Raw genomic sequence first — 20886 nt, forward strand, 5'->3', positions numbered from 1 at the left:
CCGGGAGCCGGCGCGCAGGAGGGTTGCGGCATGTCCACTGAACTCCTGCTCTCGCTCCTCGGTCTCGCGCTCGTCGACAGCCTGAGCGCGGGCACGCTCCTCATCCCGATCTTCTTCCTGCTCGCGACCGGCCGCGTCCGCTTCGGACGCATCCTCACCTACCTGGGGACGATCGCCGGCTTCTACTTCCTCGTCGGGCTCGCCCTCACGGCCGGCGCCTCAGCCTTCCTGGAGAACGCGGCTGCCGTGCTCGAGACCCCTGCGGCCTACGCCGTTCAGCTGGTGGTCGGCGGCGGACTGCTTGTTGTGGGCATCTGCATGCCGACCAAGAAGCGGGACCGGGTCGCGGCCGGGGCCGGGGCCGCCCAGGACGGGAGAGCGCTGCCGGCACGCCCCGGGGAGCCGGCGAAGCCCGCCAAGGGCAGGCTCTCCCGCTGGCGCGACCGCGCCCTCGGAGATGGCCCACCCGTGACCGTCATCGCGCTCGCGCTGGCGGCGGGGCTCATCGAGCTCGCGACAATGATCCCGTACCTGGCGGCGGTCGGCCTCCTCACGGGCTCGGGGCTCGGCATCGCCGGTTCGGCTCCGCTCCTCGCCGCCTACTGCGTGGTCATGGTCGCGCCGGCGCTGCTGCTGCTCCTCGGCCGCGTCGCCGCTCGACGCGCGGTCGAGCCGCGCCTGCGTCGGCTCGCCGACTGGCTGAGCCGCAACGCCGCGGAGAACACGGCCTGGATCATCGCCATCGTCGGCTTCTTCCTGCTCAGAGACGCGCTCGCGCATTCGGCGAGCTTCGACTTCTGGCCGTTCAACACCTGACGGCCGCGGTGCCGGCGCGGGTTGCCACCAAGACCGCCGTCAGCGCACGCTGAGCTCGATGAGCTGCGCCTCCACCGACTCACGCAGCGGGGACCCGTCGAAGCGACCGGCGCGGTTCCCATCGGCGTCGAGGAGCAGCACCGTGGGGGTCACCACGATGTCGTAGGGCAGCACGAGTTCGGGGCGGATGCTCGTGTCGACTTCCGCGAGCACAACCCCCGCCGAGGTCGCCGCGACGTCCTGCAGCATCCACCTCGTGGCGGCGCACTCCGCACTGTCGGGGGCGGTGAAGAGCACGATCGTCGCGCGGCGGCCAGGCAGTACGTCCTCGGGCAGGAGCTCGAGGTCGATCTCGGACTGCTCGGGCTCGGGCTCGCCCTCGCCGTCGAAGCGGCTCACCCCTCGTCGCGCGACCCACCCGACGACGGCGACGATGAGCACAAGCGCCATGATCACGAGCAACACCACTGATCCGTCCACGCGCTCAGCCTCCCATACTCGAGGGTTCGGAGGTCAGGTCCGCGGGCGTTCGCGTCACGAGCTGAGCTGCAGGAGCTGCGCCTCGAGCTCAGCTCGTCTCGGAGGGCCGCCGATGCGTGCGACCCGCTTGCCGTCGGCGTCGAGCACCAGCACGGTCGGCGTCTGCCGCACGTCGTAGCTCCTGGCCAGGTCCTGACGGTCGGTGAGGTCGACCTCGGCCACGACGACGCCGGGGGCCGTCGAGGCGAGCTGGTCGAGCATCCGCTTCGTGGCGGGGCACCTCGCGCAGAACTCCGTGGAGAAGAGGATGATCGTGGCGCTGTCCCCCGGCTCGACGCCGGCCCCGAGGAGGTGCAGGTCCGCGGCCCCCGCGGCTGCACCGCCTGGGGCACGCGAGGTCTTCAGGCGACCGTTCGTCCGCTGCAGGACGACGCCGATGACGCTGGCGACGACGACGAGTCCGACGAGCACCATGACGGCGAGCGAGGCATCCACGGGCGCCTCCTTCAGGCCTGCACGCCGCGCGGCCGGATGACGCCGACCCGGAGGAGCAGGACATACAGCTGGCAGCCGAGGCAGTAGCCGAAGGCGGCGTTCAGGAAGGCCGCGATGAATGCCGCGCCGGCGGCCATCGGCACGGCGAGCGGTACACCGAGCACGTGCAGCACGACGCCGACGAGGGTCACCGCGAACCCGACTCCCTGCGCGAACGTCGGCGGCGCCGCCTCCTCCGTCTCGGCGGGTGGCGCGAGCCGCGGTCGGATCACCGCGGCGAAGAAACGCCCGTAGGGGTGCCGCTGGATGCCCGCGAACGCGCCCCACGCGAAGAGCGCCGTCAGGGCGGCAAGCAAGAGGAAGCCGGGCTGCAGGAGCCTGCCTGCAAGCGTCTCCGCCGCCGGGGCGACGAGGCCGAGGAAGACGGTGACGAGGAGCAGGGCAGCCGTGATCGCTGCCCCGAACCGCGGCCCGCGTGGGTCGATGCGAGTCTGTGCCGACATGATGCTCCGTCTTCCAGGGGTGACCTCGGCGACGGCTTCGAGCGAAGCCAGACCCGGGGCGGCAGCGGATGCTGTGCCGAAAGGGTAGGCGCGCTCGGCCCAGAGGGGAACGACTGTGACGCTCCGCGACGACCAGGTTCGGCGGGAGGTGGCTTGAGATGATGCCCGCATGAAGACCTTCACTCTCCCCCAGACCGACGTGCGTGCCTCGAGCATCGTCCTCGGTCTCATGCGCATCATGGACCTCGACGACGAGCAACTGCGCACCCTCGTGGGCACGGCCCTCGACGCTGGCGTCAACGTCCTCGACCACGCCGACATCTACGGCGGCGAGCGCCACGCCTGCGAGCGTCGCTTCGGCGAGGCCATCCGCCTGTCCCCTGCCGAGCGCGAGCAGGTGCTCATCCAGTCGAAGGTGGGCATCCGCGAGGGCTACTTCGACTTCTCGGCCGAGCACATCCTGCGCACGGTCGACGAGTCACTCGAGGCCCTCGGCACCGAGTACCTCGACGTGCTCCTGCTGCACCGTCCCGACACCCTCGTCGAGCCCGAGGAGGTGGCGACGGCGTTCAACGAGCTCCACAGCCGCGGCAAGGTCCGCCACTTCGGCGTCTCCAACCACACGCCCGGTCAGGTCGAGCTGCTGAAGTCGGTGGTCGCGCAGCCCCTCATCATCAACCAGGTGCAGCTCAGCATCACCCACGCTCCGATCATCGCGTCGGGGATCGCGGCCAACATGGTCGGCCTCGACCAGTCCATCGACCGCGACAACGGCATGCTCGACTACGCGCGCCTCAACGGCATCACCCTGCAGGCGTGGTCGCCGTTCCAGAAGGGGTTCTTCGATGGCGTCTTCCTCGGCGACCGCGAGCACTTCGCCGAGCTCAACGACGTGCTGGAGGCGCTTGCCGACAAGTACGGCGTCACGCCGATGGGCATCGCGACGGCCTGGATCACGCGTCACCCCGCGAACATCCAGGTGGTGCTCGGCACGACGACCCCGTCGCGCGTCGCCGAGTCGGCCGCGGGCTCGGACGTGCACCTGACGCGCGAGGAGTACTACCGCATCTTCACGGCGGCCGGCCACACGCTGCCGTAGCTTCGGCACGCTCCCGAGCCTGCTTGAGCCTGCCTGAGCCTGCCTGAGTGCAGAGTTGTGGCCCGGTGCTGCTCCCGATCTCGGGAGCAGCACCGGGCCACAACTCTGCGGGCGGGCGACCGTGCACGCGGGGCGGGCGGCCGTGAGCACGGGGCGGGCGGCCGTGCACGCGGGGCCGGGCACCAGCGGAGACCGCCGGCGGCGGCGACTCGCAACCGGCGCCTCAGTCGACGGCGAGCGCCGCGACTGGCGAGACTCGGGTGGCTCGACGAGCCGGCAGCAGCGACGAGGCGACGGTGATGAGCAGCGTCACGAGCAGCACGGCGGCGACGGTCACCCACGGGATGCTGGGCGGGACGAGCTGACCGACGAGCGACCCGAAGGTGGCCTGGGCGCCGACCCACCCGTAGAACACCCCGAGGAGCAGACCGAAGAGCGCGGATGAGGCGATCATGGCGACCGCCTCGGTCACGATCATCCGCCGCACCTGGCCGACGGTGAAGCCGAGCGCTCGCAGCAGCCCGAGCTCCCGCCGGCGCTGCATGACGCTCAGTGAGAGCGTGTTGACCATGCCGACGGCGGCGAGCAGCACGGAGAAGCCGAGGAGCACGCTCATGATGGCGGTCGTGACGTCGATGACCTGCTCGAAGGCGGCGTACATCTCGGGCTCCATCTGCCCGAACTGGAGGGTGATGGCGCGGAAGGTCTCGCTGGCGACCGCGAACATCGTGACGAGCGTGATGCCGATCACGAGGCCGATGACGGCGCGGCTGCTTCGCGCGGGGTTGCGCACGGCGTTGGCGGCGGCGAGGCGCGGCACCGGGCCGCGACCGAGGGCGCTGCCCACGAGGCTCATGAGGGGCGGGAGGATGACAGGAGCGCCGATGATGACGCCGACGAACGAGAGCATGCCGCCGCCGAGGCTCACGAGCACGCCGCTCGGGCTCTGCAGGCCGAAGAACACGCCGCCGATGAGCATGGCGATGCCGAGGGCGATGAGGATCGTCGCCGTCACGCTGCGCCCGCGACCGGCGCGGAGCTCCTGCATGGTGGGCTCTGCGCTGGACGAAGTCGCCGCGATCGGCGAGACCGTGAGCACCCGTCGCGAGCCGACCCAGGACGCGATGATGGTCGCCGCCGTGACGGCGATGACAGGCGCCAGGATCGCGGGGTGCACGATCGGGAACGGGAACGGGTCGAGCGCACCGTTCGTGATGGCGAGCTGCGCGCCGAGGGCCGTCAGCCCGACACCGAGGGAGGCCCCCGCAACGGCACCCGAGGCACCCTGGACGAGTCCTTCGCGGACCGTGCGCCGGCGCAGCGACCGACCGGACGCGCCGATGAGGCGCAGCAGCGCGATCTCCTTGGTGCGTCCGGCGATGACGGTGGCGACCGAGTTCGACGTGACGACGGCGCCCACGAAGAGCGCGATCGCGAAGAACAGCGCGGCCACCGTGCCGAGCACGCTGGCGAGGGCGCCGATCTCGCTGAGGCCCATCGCGTCGAAGTAGGCGGCCAGGTCGGCGACGATCATGATCAGCACCGTGCCGAAGGCCGCCGAGAGGGCGGAGACGATCACGACGGCGGCGCCTCCGCTGCTCTGCTGGGACTCGGGGGCGCGCTGCGCCTTGGCGGCGCTGCTGGCCTGCGCCTCAGGTGCGGTGCTCGTGGCACTCATGCTGCCGTCTCCATGGAGAGCATGAGGTTCGCGATCTCGGCGGCGCTCGTGCGCGGACGATCGGCGACGACCTTGCCGTCGGCGAGGAACACGACGCGGTCGGCGTGGCTCGCGGCGATCGGGTCGTGCGTCACCATGGCGATCGACTGCCCGTACTGGCTGCTCGCCGTCGAAAGAAGCGAGAGGACCTCGCGGCCGGTCTTGGAGTCGAGGTTTCCCGTGGGCTCGTCGGCGAAGATGAGCTTCGGCCGGGTCGCGAGGGCCCGGGCGATGGCGACCCGCTGCTGCTGCCCGCCGGACAGCTCGTACGGGCGGTGGGCGAGACGCTGCGAGAGCCCGAGCGTCTGGATGAGGTGCGAGATCCAGGCTTCCTCGTCGCGCGAGACGGTCCGGCCATCGAGGTCGAACGGCAGCATGATGTTGCCGCGCACATCCAGTGTGGGCACGAGGTTGAAGGCCTGGAAGATGAAGCCGACCGCTCGGCGCCGCAGCACCGTCAGCTCGCCGTCGTTCATGCCCGTGATCTCGGTGTCGCCGAGGAACACGCGCCCGGACGAGGCACCGTCGAGGCCTGCCATGACGTGCATGAGCGTCGACTTGCCAGAGCCGCTCGGGCCCATGATGGCCGTGAACTCACCGCTTCTGATGCCGAGGCTCACGCCGTCGAGGGCGGCGACGCTGCCGTGGGTGCCGTAGATCTTCCGAACGTCGACGACGCTCGCGACAAGTGGGGGTGTGGTGTTCATGTCATCGACGCTACGAACGCGCCCCGCTGGGTCGCGTCCACCCCAGGTCGCGGCCGCATGCTCCTCTGGGATGACACGGGCGAGCCTCACGTCCAGCCAGCGAACGAGGTTCGCCCAATAGCCTTGCCGCATGGCCTCCCCAACGCTCGTCTGGTTCCGTGACGACCTGCGCATCCACGATCACCCGGCCCTCCACGTCGCGCTCGAGCGCGGTGGGCCCGTCATCGCCCTGTTCGTGCTCGACGAGGAATCCCCAGGCGTGCGCGCGCTCGGGGGCGCCGCGAAGTGGTGGCTGCACCACAGCCTGCTCGCCCTGCGCGAGCGCCTCGAGGAGATCGGCGGGGCGCTCGTGCTGCGCCGCGGCCAGGCCGAGGAGATCGTGCCAGCAGTCGCCGAGGACGCGGGCGCCGAGCTCGTCGTCTGGAACCGGCGCTACGGCGGGGCAGAGCGCGAGATCGACGCTCGCATCAAGCAGGGCCTCGTCGACGGTGGGATCGAGGCGCATAGCCTCCCCGGGTCGCTCCTCACGGAGCCCTGGCAGATCCAGACCGGCCAGGGTGAGGCCTACCGCGTGTACACGCCCTTCGCCAACGCCTGCCAGAGCCGCTTCCAGCACGAGCCGCCCCGCGTGCCGCTCGAGGCCCCGGACGCCCTGCCCCACGGCTCGAAGGCGAGCTCGCTCGACTCCGACCCCCTCGACTCCTGGGAGCTGCTCCCCACACGACCTGACTGGGCCGAGGGCCTCCGCGAGGAGTGGACCCCCGGTGAGCACGGCGCCCACGAGCGTCTCGAGGCGTTCCTCGACGGGGTCGTCGGCGACTACAAGGCCGATCGCGACCGGCCAGACCTCGAGGGCACGAGCCGGCTCAGCCCGCACCTGCGCTGGGGCGAGATCTCCTCCGCCCAGGCCTGGCACGCCCTCGAGGGCCGCACGGGCGAGGGGGCGGCGACCTTCCGTCGCGAGCTGCTCTGGCGGGAGTTCGCCTGGCACACGCTCTACAGCTTCCCTGAGCTGCACACGCGGCCCTGGCGAGCCGCCTACGAGGACTTCCCGTGGCCCGAGCTCGACCGCGATGCGCTCGACGCCTGGCAGCGCGGCAGCACCGGGGTCCCCATCGTGGATGCCGGCATGCGCGAGCTCTGGCGCACGGGCAGCATGCACAACCGCATCCGCATGGTCACCGCCTCCTTCCTCACCAAGCACCTGCTCACCGACTGGCGTCGTGGCGAGGAGTGGTTCTGGGACACGCTCGTCGACGCCGATCAGGCTTCCAACCCCTTCAACTGGCAGTGGGTCGCAGGCTCCGGTGTGGATGCCGCGCCCTACTTCCGGGTCTTCAACCCGGAGCGCCAGGCCGAGCGCTTCGACCCGCACGGGGCGTACGTGCAGCGATGGGTCCCCGAGGCCGGCAGCGACGAGTACCCGGAACCCATCGTGGGGCTGAAGGAAGGGCGGGAAGCCGCCCTCGCCGCCTGGCGCGAGGTTCGCTGACACCCGAGGGCGACCCGTCCAAAGCACCTCCGGGAACTGTCGGCGGCCGGTGCTAGATTGCCCGCACGTTGCGCCGTCGACGGACCGGCATCCACCGGTCGCGGCCGAACGGCACACGAGGGGAACCAGGGGCATCATCATGGTTGAGTACCGCATCGAACTCGTCGGCGTTCCCGTCGCCGACGTCGACCGCTCGCGCGCCTTCTACGGCGAGACGCTGGGGTGGCCGGTCGACCACGACCAGGTGGTGAGCGACGAGATCCGGTTCGTGCAGGTGACTCCTCCGGGCTCCGCATGCTCGATCGCGTTCGGCATGGGCATCAGCGACATGCCTGCAGGTTCCCTGCGCGCGCTCCAGTGCGTCGTCGCGTCCATCGAGGAGGCGCACGCCGACCTCGAGAGCCGAGGCGTCGCCGTGAGCGACATCGACGAGCAGGCGTGGGGGCGCTTCATCTCCTTCGCCGACCCTGACGGCAATTCCTGGTCCATCCAGGAGCTGCCCGACTCCTCCAAGATGGCCTGACCCAGTTCCACCGAAACGCAAGATCACCGACGAAAGGGATGCACCACATGACGGAAAAGAAGAGCGGATACGAAGAGTTCAAGGTCTCCGGGGAGAACCTCCTCGGCAAGGTCAAGGAGCTCATCCACGAGGGCAACGTGCGTCGCGTGTTCATCAAGAACGACGACGGCACGACACTCCTCGAGATCCCCCTGACCGCTGGCCTCGCCGTCACCGTCGTCGCCGCGGCGCTCGCCCCGGTGCTCGTCGCGGTGGGTGCGATCGCAGCGCTCGTGACGCAGGTGACGGTCGGCGTCGAGCGCCGCGGCCCGGACTCCACCGACCGTGCGGGCAGCTCGGCTGACACCGACGGCGTGCCGAAGAGCGACGTCGTCGCGCCTGCGCCCGCTGCGGAGGCCACCGACCCGGACCTGGGACCGACGACGGCGTAGCTTGTCCTTCACACCGCCGGAGCTTCGGCTACCGGCGGTGTGAAGCTCGCGCTTGCTACTCTGTGGGTTCCCAGAGCCGAGAGGCGCGTGACCAGTGCCAGAACCAGAGACCGTCACCCCCAGGTCCGACGCGGAGATCGCCGCCGCTTCGACGCTCGCCGATCAGGCAGGCGATGCCGCCGAGCTAGGTGCCAGGCTCCGCGTGCTCCGCGAGGAAGCCGGCCTCTCCCTCAGGGAGCTGGCAAGGCGCCTCGACATCTCGGCCAGCGCCGTCTCGCAGATCGAGCGTGGCGTCATGCGGCCGAGCGTGAATCGGCTGATCGCGATCGTCGGCGAGCTGGGCGCCTCCATCACGGATGTGTTCGCGGGCGGCACTGGCGCGCATGCCGAGCGTTCGAGCTTCGGCAGCTACAGCCTGCTGCGGCAGGGCGAGATCGCTCCCGTGGTGCTCGAGAACGGCGTGATCTACCGCCGCCTCTCCGGCTCGCGTACCTCGGGCATCGACCATTTCGAGTCGACCTTCCCGCCCATGACCTCCGCCTCCGCAGGCGACGCGAGCTCGTTCGCGACCCACACGGGCGTCGAGTCAGGGGTCGTCATCTCCGGCGAGCTCACCGTCGAGGTGCATGGCGACACCGTGACCCTGCGTGCCGGCGACTCCATCACGTACTCCTCGGAGACACCGCACCGCGTGAGCAACCGCTCGCCGGAGCCGTGCGTCGCGAACTGGGTCATCGCCAGGTCCCCGCACTCCGACCCGAGCGATCCGCTGTTCTCCGAGTCGCACACCGCGCACGCCTGACGGCAACCCGCCCCGCCGCTGAGGCGGGCTCGTCGGCGCTGAGGTGAGCTCGTCGGCGGTGTTCTCGAAACGCATCGAAACCTCTCTTTTACCTCGCTGAAATCTCCCACGGGGCGTGAAGGGATAGCTTTACGGTTATCCGCCACGGAGGGATCTGCCTGTGCTCATCAGCGACTTCAATCGGCTCAGCGAAGCCGATGCAGCCGACTTCGCCGCGACGCTCGTCGCAATACCCACCTTCACGACCACGATGGTTCGATCGCGACCGTTCGCCTCGAAGGCCGCCATGCGAGAGCGCGCCGCCGAGGCGGCGTCCGCCTGGAGCCAGGCTGAGGTGCAGCTCGCGCTGTCCGGCCACCCGCGCATCGGCGAGCGGGCCAGCGCCGCCGAACCGGGCGCCGGGCACTCCGCCAGGGAGCAAGGGGCGGTCGCCACCGCGGGCGATGAGCTCCGCGAGCGCATCGCCGAGGGCAACCGCCGCTACGAGGCGCGGTTCGACCGCATCTTCCTCGTCAGGGCGGCGGGCCGCTCCCCCGCCGAGATCCTGGAGCAGCTCGACGCGCGCCTCGAAAACGACGACGACGCGGAGCTCGCCGTCGTCGCCTCGGAACTCCGCGACATCACCCTCCTCCGCCTCGACGAATCGGTGACCGAATGACCAGCCACATCACGAGCCACGTGCTCGACAGCTCCGTCGGACTGGCCGCCGCGGGTGTGCGCATCCGCCTCCGGACACTCGACGGCCGGGAGCTGGCGCAGGCGGTGACGGATGTGGACGGCCGCGTCACCGACCTCGGCCCGGAGGCCCTCCCCGCCGGCTCCTACGAGCTCGTCTTCGAGACGGGCGCGTACTTCGCCGAGCGCGGCGTCGCGACCTTCTACCCGCACATCACGGTGGCGTTCACCGTCGCGAGCGCACCAAGCACGGCCGGCGACGGCGACCCGCCGCACTGCCACGTGCCACTGCTGCTGAGCCCATTCGCCTACTCGACCTACAGGGGGACCTGACCATGACCGACGTCACCGTGAGTCTCGGCGCGAACAAGTACGGCAAGGCGGAGAACCGCCTCGTCAGGATCACCCGCGACACCGATCGCCACGAGATCGAAGACCTCAACATCACCAGCCAACTGCGCGGAGCGGCCCTCGCCGGGTCCTACCTGGACGGCGACAACTCGCTCGTCGTCGCCACCGACACGCAGAAGAACACCATCTTCGCCTTCGCCCGCGAACACGGCGTCGGCTCCCCCGAGAGTTTCCTCCTCAAGCTCGGCTCGCACTTCGTCGAGGCGTTCGAGTGGATCGAGGGCGGCCTGTGGCAGGCCGAGCAGTTCGAGTGGGAGCGCATCCGCGTGGACGGCGCCGAGCACGACCATGCCTTCGTGCGCAAAGGCCAGGCGACCCGGCTCGCGACCGTGCAGAAGATCGACGGCGCGACCCACGTCACGGCCGGGCTCAAGGACCTGACGGTGCTCAAATCGACGGGCAGCGAGTTCCACGGCTTCCCGCGAGACAAGTACACGACCCTCGCGGAGGCGACCGACCGCATCCTCGCGACCTCCGTCACGGCGCGCTGGCGCTACACGCCAGAGGCCGTGGATGCGGAGCCCGACTACAACGCCCTCTACGAGGCGATCTCCGCGGTCCTGATCTCGACCTTCGCGACCGTCCACTCCCTCGCCCTGCAGCAGACCCTGTGGCAGATGGGCAAGGCCGCGATCGAGCAGTTCCCCGAGATCGCGGAGGTCCGCTTCGCGATGCCGAACAAGCACCATTTCCTCGTCGACCTCTCCCCGTTCGACCTCGACAACCCCGGCGAGGTGTTCTTCGCCGCCGACCGCCCCTACGGCCTCATCGAGGGAACCGTCATCCGAGACGGCGTCGCACCGGCGCCCGAGGCCTGGGCAGACACGCCCGGGTTCATCTAGGGTCCTGCCGGCCAGCGAGCCGGCGTTCTCCGCACACCCTCAGCTCAGCGCTCCGCCCAGCTCCCGCGTGGCAGCGCTGCTTGACGACCCCAAGAGAGGTCAGCTCATGTCTCCCGAATCCAGCAAGAGCCCAGCGCCGTCGACTCCGCCCGCAGCATCCGCGTCACCAGCACCGTCACCTGATGCGCGCCCGGAGGACGAACGGCTCAGCCCGGGCAAGACCGTCGGCTACGGCGTCCAGCACATCCTCGCGATGTTCGGCGGCGTCATCGCCGTTCCCCTCATCGTGGGTGGCGCCGCCGGCCTCGACGTCGGCCAGAAGGCGCTGCTCGTCGCCTGCGCGCTCTTCGTCAGCGGCGCGGCGACCGTGCTGCAGACCATCGGGGTGCCGTACTTCGGCTCGAGGCTCCCCCTCGTGCAGGGGATCTCGTTCGCGGCCGTCTCGACCATGCTCGCCATCATCGGCAGCAACGGGGAGACCGGACTCCAGACCGTGTTCGGCGCCGTCATCGTCGCGAGCGCCCTCGGCCTCATCGTGGCCCCGTTCTTCGCCAGGATCGTGCGGTTCTTCCCTCCCGTCGTGACCGGATCGATCATCACCGTCATCGGCCTCTCCCTGATGCCGGTCGCGGGACGCTGGGTGACGGGCTCCGACCCGACCGCCGAGGGATTCGCATCCGCCGACAAGATCGGCCTCGCCCTGCTCACGTTCGCGGTGGTGCTCATCCTGAGCAAGATCCGCGCCCTCTCCCGGCTCGCCGTGCTGCTGGGCCTCGCGATCGGCACGGTCTTCGCGCTCATCCTCGGCCAGGCCGACTTCGACGCCGTCGGGTCCGCGTCGATCTTCGCGTTCCCGCAGCCATTCGCCTTCGGCATGCCGATCTTCGAGATCGGCGCCATCGTCTCCATGACGATCGTGATCCTCGTCATCATGGTCGAGACGACGGCAGACGTGCTGGCCGTCGGAGAGGTCGTCGGAACGAAGGTCGACTCGCGCCGCGTCGGCGACGGGCTGCGCGCCGACATGCTGTCCTCGCTCATCGCCCCCGTCTTCAACTCGTTCCCCGCGACCGCCTTCGCGCAGAACGTCGGGCTCGTCGCCCTGACCGGCATCAAGAGCCGCTTCGCCGTCGCGGCCGGAGGCGGGCTGCTGGTCCTCCTCGGCCTCTCCCCCATGGCCGCCGCCGTCTTCAGCGTCATCCCGAGCCCCGTGCTGGGCGGCGCGGGCATCGTGCTCTTCGGCAGCGTCGCGGCCAGCGGCGTGCGCACCCTCTCGAAGGTCGACTACACCGGCAACAACAACATGATCATCGTTGCCTCGTCGCTGGCCTTCGGGCTCATCCCGGTCGTCTCGACGCAGTTCTGGCACGCGTTCCCCGACTGGTTCGTGACGATCTTCGACTCGGGCATCAGCGCGGCGGCGATCGTCTCGGTGGTCCTGAACCTCTTCTTCAACGTGTGGCTCCCCGGCACCCCGGAGCAGCCGTCGAACCTGGCGGCCGCGCCCGCACTCCGGGTGCAGACCGAGGAGCTGCGGGTGCTGAAGTCCGGTGGCTCACTCGACGAGCACTCCTACGAGCACAACCCGACGCCCGTCGAGCAGGGCACCCGCGCCCGTCCGTCGGGGCCGGACGAAAGCTGAGGATCCGGTCGGCGGGTGCGACCGCCCGGAATGACTCCGACCCCGCCTCGGTTGCACCCCAGTGTCCAGTTCGACACAGCGGAAGGCGACAACATGAAGGTGTTCCTGACCGGAGCGACCGGCTACATCGGCTCGGCAGTCCTGCGCGCGCTCCTCGCGAACGGCCACGCCGTGACCGCCGCGGTGCGCAGCGAGGAGAAGGCGGCGCGCGTTCGAGAGACCGGCGCGAAGGCGGTTGTCGTCGACCTCACCGACCGGGCGGCGCTCGCCCCGCTGCTCCGCCAGGCGGAGGGCGTCATCCACACCGCATCGGCGCAAGACGTCGACCCCAGCTTCGTGCCCAGCGTGCTCAACGAGCTGGTGCACTCCCCGACGCAGTTCGTGCACACGAGCGGCATCTGGCTGTTCGGCGACAACTCGTCCATCACGGAGGAGTCCGAAACCGACGCACCCGAGATCGTGTCGTGGCGCGTCCCCATCGACCGCCAGGTCATCAACAGCAACGTCAACACCGCGATCATCGCACCCGCGGTGGTCTACGGCGGGCAGGGCGGCGTCACCCAGCTCCTCGCTGGTGACGGGTCCGGCCCCGTGTCCCTCGTCGGCGACGGCAGGCAGCGGTGGACACTCGTCCACGTCGACGACCTCGCCGAGCTGTACGTCCGGGTCCTCGAGAAGGGTGCCGCCGTCGGCTACGTGATCGCGGCCAGCGGAGAGAACCCCACGGTTCGCGAGATCGCCTCGTCGGGGCACGGCACGGTCGAGCTCGTCGAGGAGACACCGGATGCGAGCCGCGAGCGGCTCGGCGCCCCCTTCGCCGACGCGCTCCTGCAGGACCAGGCCGCGACCGGGCAGTACGCGCGGGACGCCTACGGGTGGACGCCGACGTCCGGTGACTGGCTGAAGGCCGAGCACAGCTGAACGACGACCGCCGTGCGGGCGGCATCCGCTCGGCTCCGTAGGCTGGTGCCATGAGCACGTTCGGCGCTCCGGAGGTCGACCGGAGGAGCCTGCCCCTCTACGAGGCAGGCTCCATCGACGTGCCGTATGTCATCGACGGCATGAACGAGGCGATCGAGCGGAACACGTTCTGGGAGGAGCACTCCCACCCCACGCACGAGCTCATCTGGAACACGCGCGGCGCGTCCTCGCTGACCGTCGGCCCACGCACGTGGACGATCACGCCGGCCGTCGGCCTCTGGATCCCCGCCGGGGTCAGGCACACGGCGTGGACGCCGGCCGGCACCTGGTACCGGACGGCGATGTTCAGCGTGCAGACGACGGCCCCCATCGCCGACGAACCCGTCGCTGTCGACGTCACCGACCTGCTGCGCCTGCTGCTCGACCGTCTCGCGGAGCCCGGACTCGAAGACGCGTCCAGGGCGACGACCGAGGCGATGGTGCTCGACGTGCTCGCCCCCTCCCCGCATGAACTGCTGCTGCGCATCCCCGACTCGCCCCTGCTCGCTCCCATCGTCGACGCGGCCAGGGCGGATGTCCGCGACGCTGGCACACTCGAGGAGTGGTCGGTCGAGCTGGGTGTGAGCGCCCGCACGATCACACGGCAGTTCCAGTCGGAGACCGGCCTGGGCTTCAGCCGCTGGGTCGCAACGGCTCGCATCCAGCGCGCCATCGTGCTCCTCACTGACGGAGAGAGCATCGACGACGTTGCGGTCGCCACGGGGTTCCGGTCGGCGAGCGCCTTCGGCACCGCGTTCCGGCGGGTCACGGGGATGAGTCCGGGGCGGTTCCGGGCTCAGTAGCCCTGGCGGGCTGAAGCAGCCGCCGATCGCGACCACACGTACCACACGGTGTCCGTTTCGCAAAGAAATGTGTCGGTTCGCCTCGATTGCAAACGCGACGCGCGTCGCTTAGCTTTGGTAAGGCACTCCTAACAGGGCAAGCTCTCGGCCCTGCACGGCTGCCGCTGACTTCGACACCGCACCCCGCCTCTCCGCCGCCAGACGGCGTTCATCGGCGTGCGCAAAAGGCTCAGCTCCCCCCTCGAAAGGACACCATGCCCCGCGCTTCCAAGCTCGTCGCCCTCGCCGCGACAGCGCTGCTCACGGCAGGCCTCGCCGCCTGCTCGACCACCCCCTCCGCCGGCACGAACGCGGAGCCGGGCGCAGCGAACGGCGACTTCACGCCGATCACCATCGAGCACGCCCTCGGCACGACGGAGATCACCGAGAAGCCCGAGCGCATCGCCACGGTCAACTGGGCCAACCAGGAAGTGCCCCTCGCCCTCGGTGTCGTACCCGTCGGCATGGCCAGGGCCGACTTCGGCGACGACAACGGCGACGGCATCCTCCCCTGGGTGAGCGAGAAGCTCGAAGAGCTCGGCGGCGAGACCCCAGTGCTCTTCGACGAGACCGACGGCGTCGACTTCGAGGCCGTCGCGGACACGAACCCCGATGTCATCCTCGCCGCCTACTCGGGCCTGACGCAGGAGGACTACGACACCCTCTCCGAGATCGCACCGGTCGTCGCCTACCCGGAGACGGCCTGGGCGACCTCGTGGCGCGACATGATCCGCCTCAACAGCCAGGGCATGGGCCTCGAGGCCGAAGGCGACGCACTCATCACCGAGCTCGAGGGTGAGATCGAGGCGACGGCGGCCAAGTACCCGGCCATTCAGGGCAAGAAGACCATGTTCCTCACCCACGTCGACGAGACCGACCTCAGCCAGGTCAGCTTCTACACGACGCACGACACCCGCAGTGCCTTCTTCGAGGACCTCGGCATGACGTTCCCGCAGAGCCTCGTCGACGCGTCGGCATCGACCGACCAGTTCTCGCAGACCATCAGCGCCGAGCAGAGCGACACGCTCGCCGACGTCGAGATCATCGTCACCTACGGTGGCGAGGAGCTCGTCCAGACCCTCCAGGGCGACCCCGTGCTCTCGCAGATCCCCGCCGTCGCCAACGGCTCGATCGTCAACCTGCCAGGCACGGAGCCACTCGGCACGGCCGCGAACCCCACGCCGCTGTCCATCTCGTGGATCCTCGACGACTACGTCGCGCTCCTCTCGCAGGCAGCAGAACAGGTCAAGTGACCCAGACCGCTCCTCCCGTAGCCGCCGGGGGTGTCGCCATCGTGCGACGCCCCCGGCGGCTGCGGGCGTTGTGGTTCCTCCTCGCGATCTCCTCGCTCGGCGCGCTCATCGTGGTGTCCGTCATGATCGGATCGCGCGACGTGAGCTGGGCGGATGCGGTGGCAGCCCTCGGCGGATCGACGAACGGCTTCGACGAGGCGGCCGTCGCGAAGCGCATCCCCCGCACCTTCCTCGCCGTCGCCGTCGGGGCCGCCCTCGGCGTCTCGGGCGCCGTCATGCAGGGCGTCACCAGGAACCCGCTCGCAGACCCGGGCATCCTCGGCGTCAACATGGGCGCATCCCTCGCCGTCGTGACGGGAATCGCCTACTTCGGCCTGGCTTCCGCGTCGAGCTTCATCTGGGTCGCCATCTCCGGCGCGGCCCTCGCGGCCGTCTTCGTGTACGTCGTCGGCTCGCTCGGGCGGGGCGGGGCGACGCCGCTCAAGCTCGCCCTCGCCGGCGCGGCGACGTCGGCCGCGCTCGCGTCGTTCGTGACCGCCATCATCCTGCCCCGGGGCGACATCAGTCAGAGCGCCAGGTCGTGGCAGATCGGCGGCGTCGGCGGAGGCACCTGGGACAGCATCTCGCAGGTCCTGCCGTTCCTCATCGTCGGCTTCCTCGTCAGCCTCGCCTCCGCGAAGGGCCTCAACTCGCTTGCCCTCGGCGACGATCTCGCCGCTGGGCTCGGCGAACGCGTCGCGCTGACGCGCGGCGCGGCGGCCCTCGGCGCCGTCGTGCTCTGCGGCGCCGCCACCGCCGTCACGGGCCCCATCGCGTTCGTCGGCCTCGTCGTGCCTCACGCCTGCCGCCTCATGTTCGGCGTCGACCACCGCTGGGTGCTGCCCTTCTCCGCCGTCGTCGGCGCCTCCCTGCTGACGGGGGCGGATGTGCTCGGCCGCATCCTCACCCGCCCGTCCGAGATCGACGTGGGCATCATCACGGCCATCATCGGAGCCCCCATCTTCATCTGGATTGTCCGCCGCTCGAAAGTGCGCGCCCTATGACCGCGACCCGCCCTAGGGGCTCTGCCGCGCCAGCCTCCTCGCCGACCTCGCTCGCCCCGGCCTCCCCGAACTCCGTCATCGAGGCGACAGCCCGCGCCGTCGCGCGCAGCCGCGGCCGACGCAACGCGCGACGCCGACTGCTGATGCTGGTACTCGTCGCCCTCATCCTCGTCGTCTTCGTCGTCTCGCTCATGGTCGGACAGACCTTCTACGGCCTCGACCAGGTCATCGCCGTCGTCCTCGGCCAGGACGTGCAGGGCGCGACCTTCACGGTCGGGCGGCTCCGGCTCCCGCGTGCCGTACTCGCGATCCTCGCCGGCCTCGCGTTCGGCCTCGCCGGCGTCACCTTCCAGACGATGCTGCGCAACCCGCTCGCGAGCCCCGACATCATCGGCATCTCCTCCGGCGCCAGCGCGGCCGCCGCCTTCGGCATCGTCACGCTCTCGCTTGGCGCGAGCGAGGTGTCCTTCTTCGCGATCTTCGTCGGCCTCGGCGTCGCCATCCTCATCTACGTCCTGTCGTTCAAGGGCGGCGTCACGGGAACGCGCCTCATCCTGATCGGCATCGGCATCGCCGCCATGCTCGACAGCATCACCAACTACGTGCTCTCGCAGGCCGCCCAGTGGGACCTCCAGGAAGCGCTGCGCTGGCTCAACGGCAGCCTCAACGGCGCATCCTGGAACGCCATCCTCCCGGTCGCGATCTCGATCGTCGTGCTCGTCCCGATCCTCCTCGCCCAGAGCCGCAGCCTCTCGGCAACGCAGCTCGGCGACGACACCGCAGCGGCCCTCGGGGTGCGCGTCAACCGCACGAGGCTCGTCGTCATCGTCACCGCCGTCGGCGTGCTCTCGTTCGCGACAGCCGCCGCGGGCCCCATCGCCTTCGTCGCGTTCCTCGCCGGACCCATCGCCGCCCGGCTCTTCGGCGGAGGCGGATCACTCCTCATCCCCGCCGGCCTCGTCGGAGCCCTCCTCGTGCTCGTCGCCGACCTCGTCGGCCAGTTCCTCCTCGGCACCCGCTACCCCGTCGGCGTCGTGACCGGCGTGCTCGGTGCGCCGTTCCTCATCTACCTGATCATCCGCACGAACCGCGCGGGAGGCTCGCTATGACCGCAGACCACACCCTCATCGTCGAGCAGCTCAGCCTGGGCTACGGCGACCGAGTCGTCATCGACGAGCTCGACCTCCTCGTGCCGCCAGGCAAGGTCACGGCGATCGTCGGTGCGAACGCGTGCGGCAAGTCCACGCTGCTGCGCTCCATGTCGCGGCTCCTCACGCCTCGCGACGGGCACGTCCTCCTCGACGGCAAGGAGGTGCACAGGACGCCCGCAAAGCAGCTCGCGCGCATCCTCGGGCTCCTCCCCCAATCCCCCATCGCCCCCGAGGGCATCACGGTCGCCGACCTCGTCGGCCGCGGCCGCCACCCGCACCAGAGCATCCTCTCCAGGTGGAGCCACGACGACGACCTCGCCGTCGCCGCCGCCCTCGAAGCGACCGAGACGACGGCTCTCGCCGACCGCCACGTCGACGAACTCTCCGGCGGGCAGCGGCAGCGAGTGTGGATCGCGATGGCCCTCGCCCAGCAGACCGACCTGCTGCTGCTCGACGAGCCGACGACCTTCCTCGACGTCAGCCACCAGATCGAGGTGCTCGACCTCCTCACCGACCTCAACCATTCCCGCGGCACGACCATCGTCATGGTGCTCCACGACCTCAACCTCGCAGCGCGCTACGCCGACCACCTCATCGCGCTCGCCGACGGCGGACTGCACGCAGCGGGCGAGCCCGGCGACGTCCTCACGGTCGACACGGTGCGCGCCGTCTTCGGACTCGAGAGCCTTGTGGTGCAGGACCCCGTCTCCGGCCGGCCGCTCATGGTGCCCATCGGTCGCCACCACTCGGCGGATGCACCCGTCACGCATCCCGAAGGTTCATCCGCGACAATTGGGGCTCGAACACACGCGTGATCGAGCGGGACCACACCCCGCTCTCTCCGCCGAGACGAAGGGCAGGGTGTCGACCGTGAGCGATGCAGGCGTCGAGATCCTCGCTCCCCTCGGGCACCCGGAAGAGGTCGAATCCGGCAGTACGCCCAATGCGCAGCTCCCGGAACGCGCGGACGAAGCAGTCCCAGCCGGCTTCCCCTCACCCGCCCAGGGCTACTACTCCGGCCCCGTCGACCTCAACCGGCACCTCATCAACGACCCCGCCGCGACCTTCATCGTCCGCGTCAGCGGCGACAGCATGATCGGGGCCGGCATCTTCGACGGCGACGAGATCATCGTCGACCGCTCCCTCGAACCGCACGACGGCAACGTCGTCATCGCCGTCGTCGACGGCGAGCTCACCGTCAAGCGCCTGCGCTTCGAGCACGGCCGCGTGCGCCTTGCGCCCGAGAACCCCGCGTACGCCGACATCGTGCTCGAAGAGCTCAGCGAGCTCACCGTGTGGGGCGTCGTCACGAGATGCCTCCACCGTGTCTGAGATGACGGACACGACGCGCGACTCGACCCAGGCCTCGCCGCTGGCGCTCCGGCAGCCCGCGATCGCCATCGTCGACGCCAACAACTTCTACGCATCCTGCGAGCGCATCTTCGACCCCAGCCTCGAAGGCAAGCCCATCGTCGTGCTCTCCAACAACGACGGATGCGTCATCGCGCGCTCCGAGGAGGCGAAAGCCGTCGGCATCCCGATGGGCGCCCCCTGGCAGGCCATCGCCCCGGAAGCCGCGATGAAGGGCGTCGTCGCCCGCTCCAGCAACTACGAGCTCTACGGCGACATCAACGCCCGTACCATCGAGCTCCTCGGCCGCTACACGCCATCGCAGGAGGTGTACTCGATCGACGAGAGCTTCATCCGGCTGCCAGGCGACCGCCGGGAGGCCCTCGCCGTCGCCCGCGAGATCAGGGTGGCGATGCGGAAGCTCATCGGCATCCCCGTCAGCATCGGGATCGCCCCGAGCAAGACGCTCGCCAAGCTCGCCAACCGCGGCTCCAAATCCGAACCATCGCTCGGCGGCGTCTGCCATCTCGGCGCCTACGGGCGCGAGCAGCTCAGCGGGATCCTCAGCACCATCGACATCGGCGACGTCTGGGGCGTCGGGCGCAAGATGGCCGCGAAATACGTGGGCCTCGGCATCCGCACCGCCCTCGACCTCCGCGAGTCCTCGCCCACCGCCATCCGCCGCCGCTACGGCGTCGTCCAGGAGCGCGTCGTCCAGGAGCTGCGCGGCATCGACTGCCTCCCCATCGACGAGGTCCCGTCGGAGCGCGAGCAGATCCAGTTCTCCCGCTCCTTCGCAGTGCCCATCTCGACGGTGCAGGAGCTCGAGGAGGTGCTCTCCGTGTACACGCAGCGCGCCTCCGCCCGGCTCCGCGCGCAAGGCTCGCTCACGCGGGCCATGAGCTGCTACGCGGCGACCTCCCCCTTCCGCGAGGGGCACGAGTCGCACGCCGTATCCGTCGCCTTCCCGGAACCCACCGACGACCCGGTCGTGCTCTTCCGCGCCGCCGCCACCGCCCTCGGCCCGCAGCTGCGAGCCGAGCTGAAGTACGTGCGCGTCGGCGTCTCGCTCTTCGAGTTCGTCGCGCGAGACTCGTACGCGGCGCTCGACATCTTCGACGAGCGCGGGGAAGATCGCCGCGTGGGCGAGGCCCTCGACGCCGTCGCCGCGAAGTTCGGCCAGGAATCGCTTGGGCTCGGCATCGCCGGCCTCCGCAACGGGCGGAGCTGGACCATGCGCCGCGACATGGTCTCACCCCGCGCAACCACGCACTGGGACGAGCTGGCGGTCGTCAAGGCGGAGTGAGTAGCGCAGTTCTCGGTTAACGTGAGTTCTTGTTTTTTGCTCGCTGGATAGAACACATGTACCAACAACTGCTGAATGAAGTGCACGTCGTATCTGGGGACAGACTCACTGAACCGCTAGCCGCACCCCAAGTGCTCCGAGAAAGTTATCCACCACCCTCTCGAATGTCGGTGGTCGTTCGTAGACTTTGGGCATGCAGCAGCGCGACAGACACGAGGGGTTGGGCACAGGGCCGAGCCCGGTTCCGGATCCGGGGTTCGACCCTTCGGACCCGGCTTCTGTCGCGGCTCGCCGCTCGGAGATTCTCGCGATGGAGGAAGCAGCCGCGGCGATGCTCGCGGCCGGC

At 70.0% G+C, this 20886-nt stretch carries 23 protein-coding genes; 18 read left to right on the forward strand and 5 right to left on the reverse strand.

Features of this window, described 5'->3' with window-relative positions; genetic code table 11:
- The first annotated feature begins 30 nt into the window (after positions 1 to 30).
- Entirely contained in the window at positions 31 to 816 is a 786-nt protein-coding gene (locus C5E05_RS04195; protein ID WP_104306503.1) for a GAP family protein, read from the forward strand.
- Positions 817 to 855: 39 nt separating this feature from the next.
- Here C5E05_RS04195 and C5E05_RS04200 read toward each other — a convergent pair whose 3' ends face one another.
- The 3 genes from C5E05_RS04200 to C5E05_RS04210 are packed head-to-tail and all read right to left on the reverse strand — an operon-like array spanning position 856 to position 2294.
- Positions 856 to 1296, reverse strand: coding sequence for a thioredoxin family protein (locus tag C5E05_RS04200; protein WP_146080186.1), 441 nt, complete (start codon positions 1294 to 1296; stop codon positions 856 to 858).
- A gap of 54 nt (positions 1297 to 1350) precedes the next feature.
- Positions 1351 to 1791, reverse strand: coding sequence for a thioredoxin family protein (locus tag C5E05_RS04205; RefSeq protein WP_104341167.1), 441 nt, complete (start codon positions 1789 to 1791; stop codon positions 1351 to 1353).
- A gap of 11 nt (positions 1792 to 1802) precedes the next feature.
- Positions 1803 to 2294, reverse strand: coding sequence for a DUF4395 domain-containing protein (locus tag C5E05_RS04210; RefSeq protein WP_104341168.1), 492 nt, complete (start codon positions 2292 to 2294; stop codon positions 1803 to 1805).
- A gap of 169 nt (positions 2295 to 2463) precedes the next feature.
- Here C5E05_RS04210 and C5E05_RS04215 point away from each other — a divergent pair, with 169 nt between their 5' ends.
- Positions 2464 to 3393 (forward strand): aldo/keto reductase family oxidoreductase, encoded by a 930-nt coding sequence (locus C5E05_RS04215; RefSeq protein WP_104241021.1) that lies wholly within the window; start codon positions 2464 to 2466, stop codon positions 3391 to 3393.
- 223 nt (positions 3394 to 3616) lie between these two features.
- Here C5E05_RS04215 and C5E05_RS04220 read toward each other — a convergent pair whose 3' ends face one another.
- Positions 3617 to 5071 (reverse strand): ABC transporter permease, encoded by a 1455-nt coding sequence (locus tag C5E05_RS04220; RefSeq protein WP_258064760.1) that lies wholly within the window; start codon positions 5069 to 5071, stop codon positions 3617 to 3619.
- Positions 5068 to 5817: an ABC transporter ATP-binding protein gene (locus C5E05_RS04225; protein ID WP_104241985.1), complete on the reverse strand. Its 750-nt coding sequence runs from the start codon at positions 5815 to 5817 to the stop codon at positions 5068 to 5070. Before C5E05_RS04225 ends, C5E05_RS04220 begins: the two co-directional genes overlap by 4 nt.
- 130 nt (positions 5818 to 5947) lie before the next feature.
- Between C5E05_RS04225 and C5E05_RS04230 the strand changes: the two genes are divergently transcribed.
- The 16 genes from C5E05_RS04230 (at position 5948) to C5E05_RS04305 (ending at position 20540) form a co-directional block, all read left to right on the forward strand.
- On the forward strand, positions 5948 to 7309 hold the full coding sequence (locus C5E05_RS04230; RefSeq protein ID WP_104341169.1) for a deoxyribodipyrimidine photo-lyase: 1362 nt from the start codon (positions 5948 to 5950) through the stop codon (positions 7307 to 7309).
- 139 nt (positions 7310 to 7448) lie between these two features.
- A complete protein-coding gene (locus tag C5E05_RS04235; protein WP_181059343.1) occupies positions 7449 to 7832 on the forward strand; it encodes a VOC family protein in 384 nt (127 codons plus the stop codon).
- A gap of 47 nt (positions 7833 to 7879) precedes the next feature.
- Positions 7880 to 8263, forward strand: coding sequence for a DUF4342 domain-containing protein (locus tag C5E05_RS04240; RefSeq protein ID WP_104241981.1), 384 nt, complete (start codon positions 7880 to 7882; stop codon positions 8261 to 8263).
- Positions 8264 to 8357: 94 nt separating this feature from the next.
- Positions 8358 to 9065 carry a helix-turn-helix domain-containing protein gene (locus C5E05_RS04245; protein ID WP_258064761.1) on the forward strand — a complete coding sequence of 236 codons (708 nt, stop codon included), beginning with the start codon at positions 8358 to 8360 and terminating at the stop codon, positions 9063 to 9065.
- Between the two features lie 160 nt (positions 9066 to 9225).
- Positions 9226 to 9723 carry a 2-oxo-4-hydroxy-4-carboxy-5-ureidoimidazoline decarboxylase gene (gene uraD, locus C5E05_RS04250; RefSeq protein ID WP_181059345.1) on the forward strand — a complete coding sequence of 166 codons (498 nt, stop codon included), beginning with the start codon at positions 9226 to 9228 and terminating at the stop codon, positions 9721 to 9723.
- Positions 9720 to 10073, forward strand: coding sequence for a hydroxyisourate hydrolase (gene uraH, locus C5E05_RS04255; protein WP_104341171.1), 354 nt, complete (start codon positions 9720 to 9722; stop codon positions 10071 to 10073). The genes uraD and uraH overlap by 4 nt, the downstream gene beginning before the upstream one ends.
- 2 nt (positions 10074 to 10075) lie before the next feature.
- The gene (pucL, locus tag C5E05_RS04260; protein WP_104306496.1) at positions 10076 to 10993 is read left to right on the forward strand and encodes a factor-independent urate hydroxylase; all 918 of its coding nucleotides are present in this window, start codon (positions 10076 to 10078) and stop codon (positions 10991 to 10993) included.
- A 106-nt stretch (positions 10994 to 11099) separates the two neighbouring features.
- Positions 11100 to 12635 (forward strand): nucleobase:cation symporter-2 family protein, encoded by a 1536-nt coding sequence (locus C5E05_RS04265; protein WP_104341172.1) that lies wholly within the window; start codon positions 11100 to 11102, stop codon positions 12633 to 12635.
- 93 nt (positions 12636 to 12728) lie between these two features.
- Complete coding sequence (locus C5E05_RS04270; RefSeq protein ID WP_104341219.1) at positions 12729 to 13556, forward strand: NAD-dependent epimerase/dehydratase family protein; 828 nt, start codon at positions 12729 to 12731, stop codon at positions 13554 to 13556.
- 50 nt (positions 13557 to 13606) lie between these two features.
- Positions 13607 to 14398: an AraC family transcriptional regulator gene (locus tag C5E05_RS04275; RefSeq protein ID WP_104341173.1), complete on the forward strand. Its 792-nt coding sequence runs from the start codon at positions 13607 to 13609 to the stop codon at positions 14396 to 14398.
- Positions 14399 to 14652: 254 nt separating this feature from the next.
- On the forward strand, positions 14653 to 15690 hold the full coding sequence (locus C5E05_RS04280) for an iron-siderophore ABC transporter substrate-binding protein (RefSeq protein ID WP_104241013.1): 1038 nt from the start codon (positions 14653 to 14655) through the stop codon (positions 15688 to 15690).
- Positions 15687 to 16733 (forward strand): iron ABC transporter permease, encoded by a 1047-nt coding sequence (locus tag C5E05_RS04285; protein WP_219819486.1) that lies wholly within the window; start codon positions 15687 to 15689, stop codon positions 16731 to 16733. Before C5E05_RS04280 ends, C5E05_RS04285 begins: the two co-directional genes overlap by 4 nt.
- Entirely contained in the window at positions 16730 to 17842 is a 1113-nt protein-coding gene (locus C5E05_RS04290) for an iron chelate uptake ABC transporter family permease subunit (protein WP_104341174.1), read from the forward strand. Before C5E05_RS04285 ends, C5E05_RS04290 begins: the two co-directional genes overlap by 4 nt.
- Complete coding sequence (locus tag C5E05_RS04295; protein WP_104341175.1) at positions 17839 to 18699, forward strand: ABC transporter ATP-binding protein; 861 nt, start codon at positions 17839 to 17841, stop codon at positions 18697 to 18699. The genes C5E05_RS04290 and C5E05_RS04295 overlap by 4 nt, the downstream gene beginning before the upstream one ends.
- Before the next feature lie 55 nt (positions 18700 to 18754).
- Complete coding sequence (locus C5E05_RS04300) at positions 18755 to 19216, forward strand: LexA family transcriptional regulator (RefSeq protein ID WP_258063096.1); 462 nt, start codon at positions 18755 to 18757, stop codon at positions 19214 to 19216.
- Position 19217: 1 nt separating this feature from the next.
- A complete protein-coding gene (locus tag C5E05_RS04305) occupies positions 19218 to 20540 on the forward strand; it encodes a Y-family DNA polymerase (RefSeq protein WP_104341177.1) in 1323 nt (440 codons plus the stop codon).
- The last annotated feature ends 346 nt before the right edge of the window (positions 20541 to 20886 follow it).

This window comes from Pseudoclavibacter sp. AY1H1, from assembly GCF_002931055.1.
Lineage (GTDB): Bacteria > Actinomycetota > Actinomycetes > Actinomycetales > Microbacteriaceae > Pseudoclavibacter.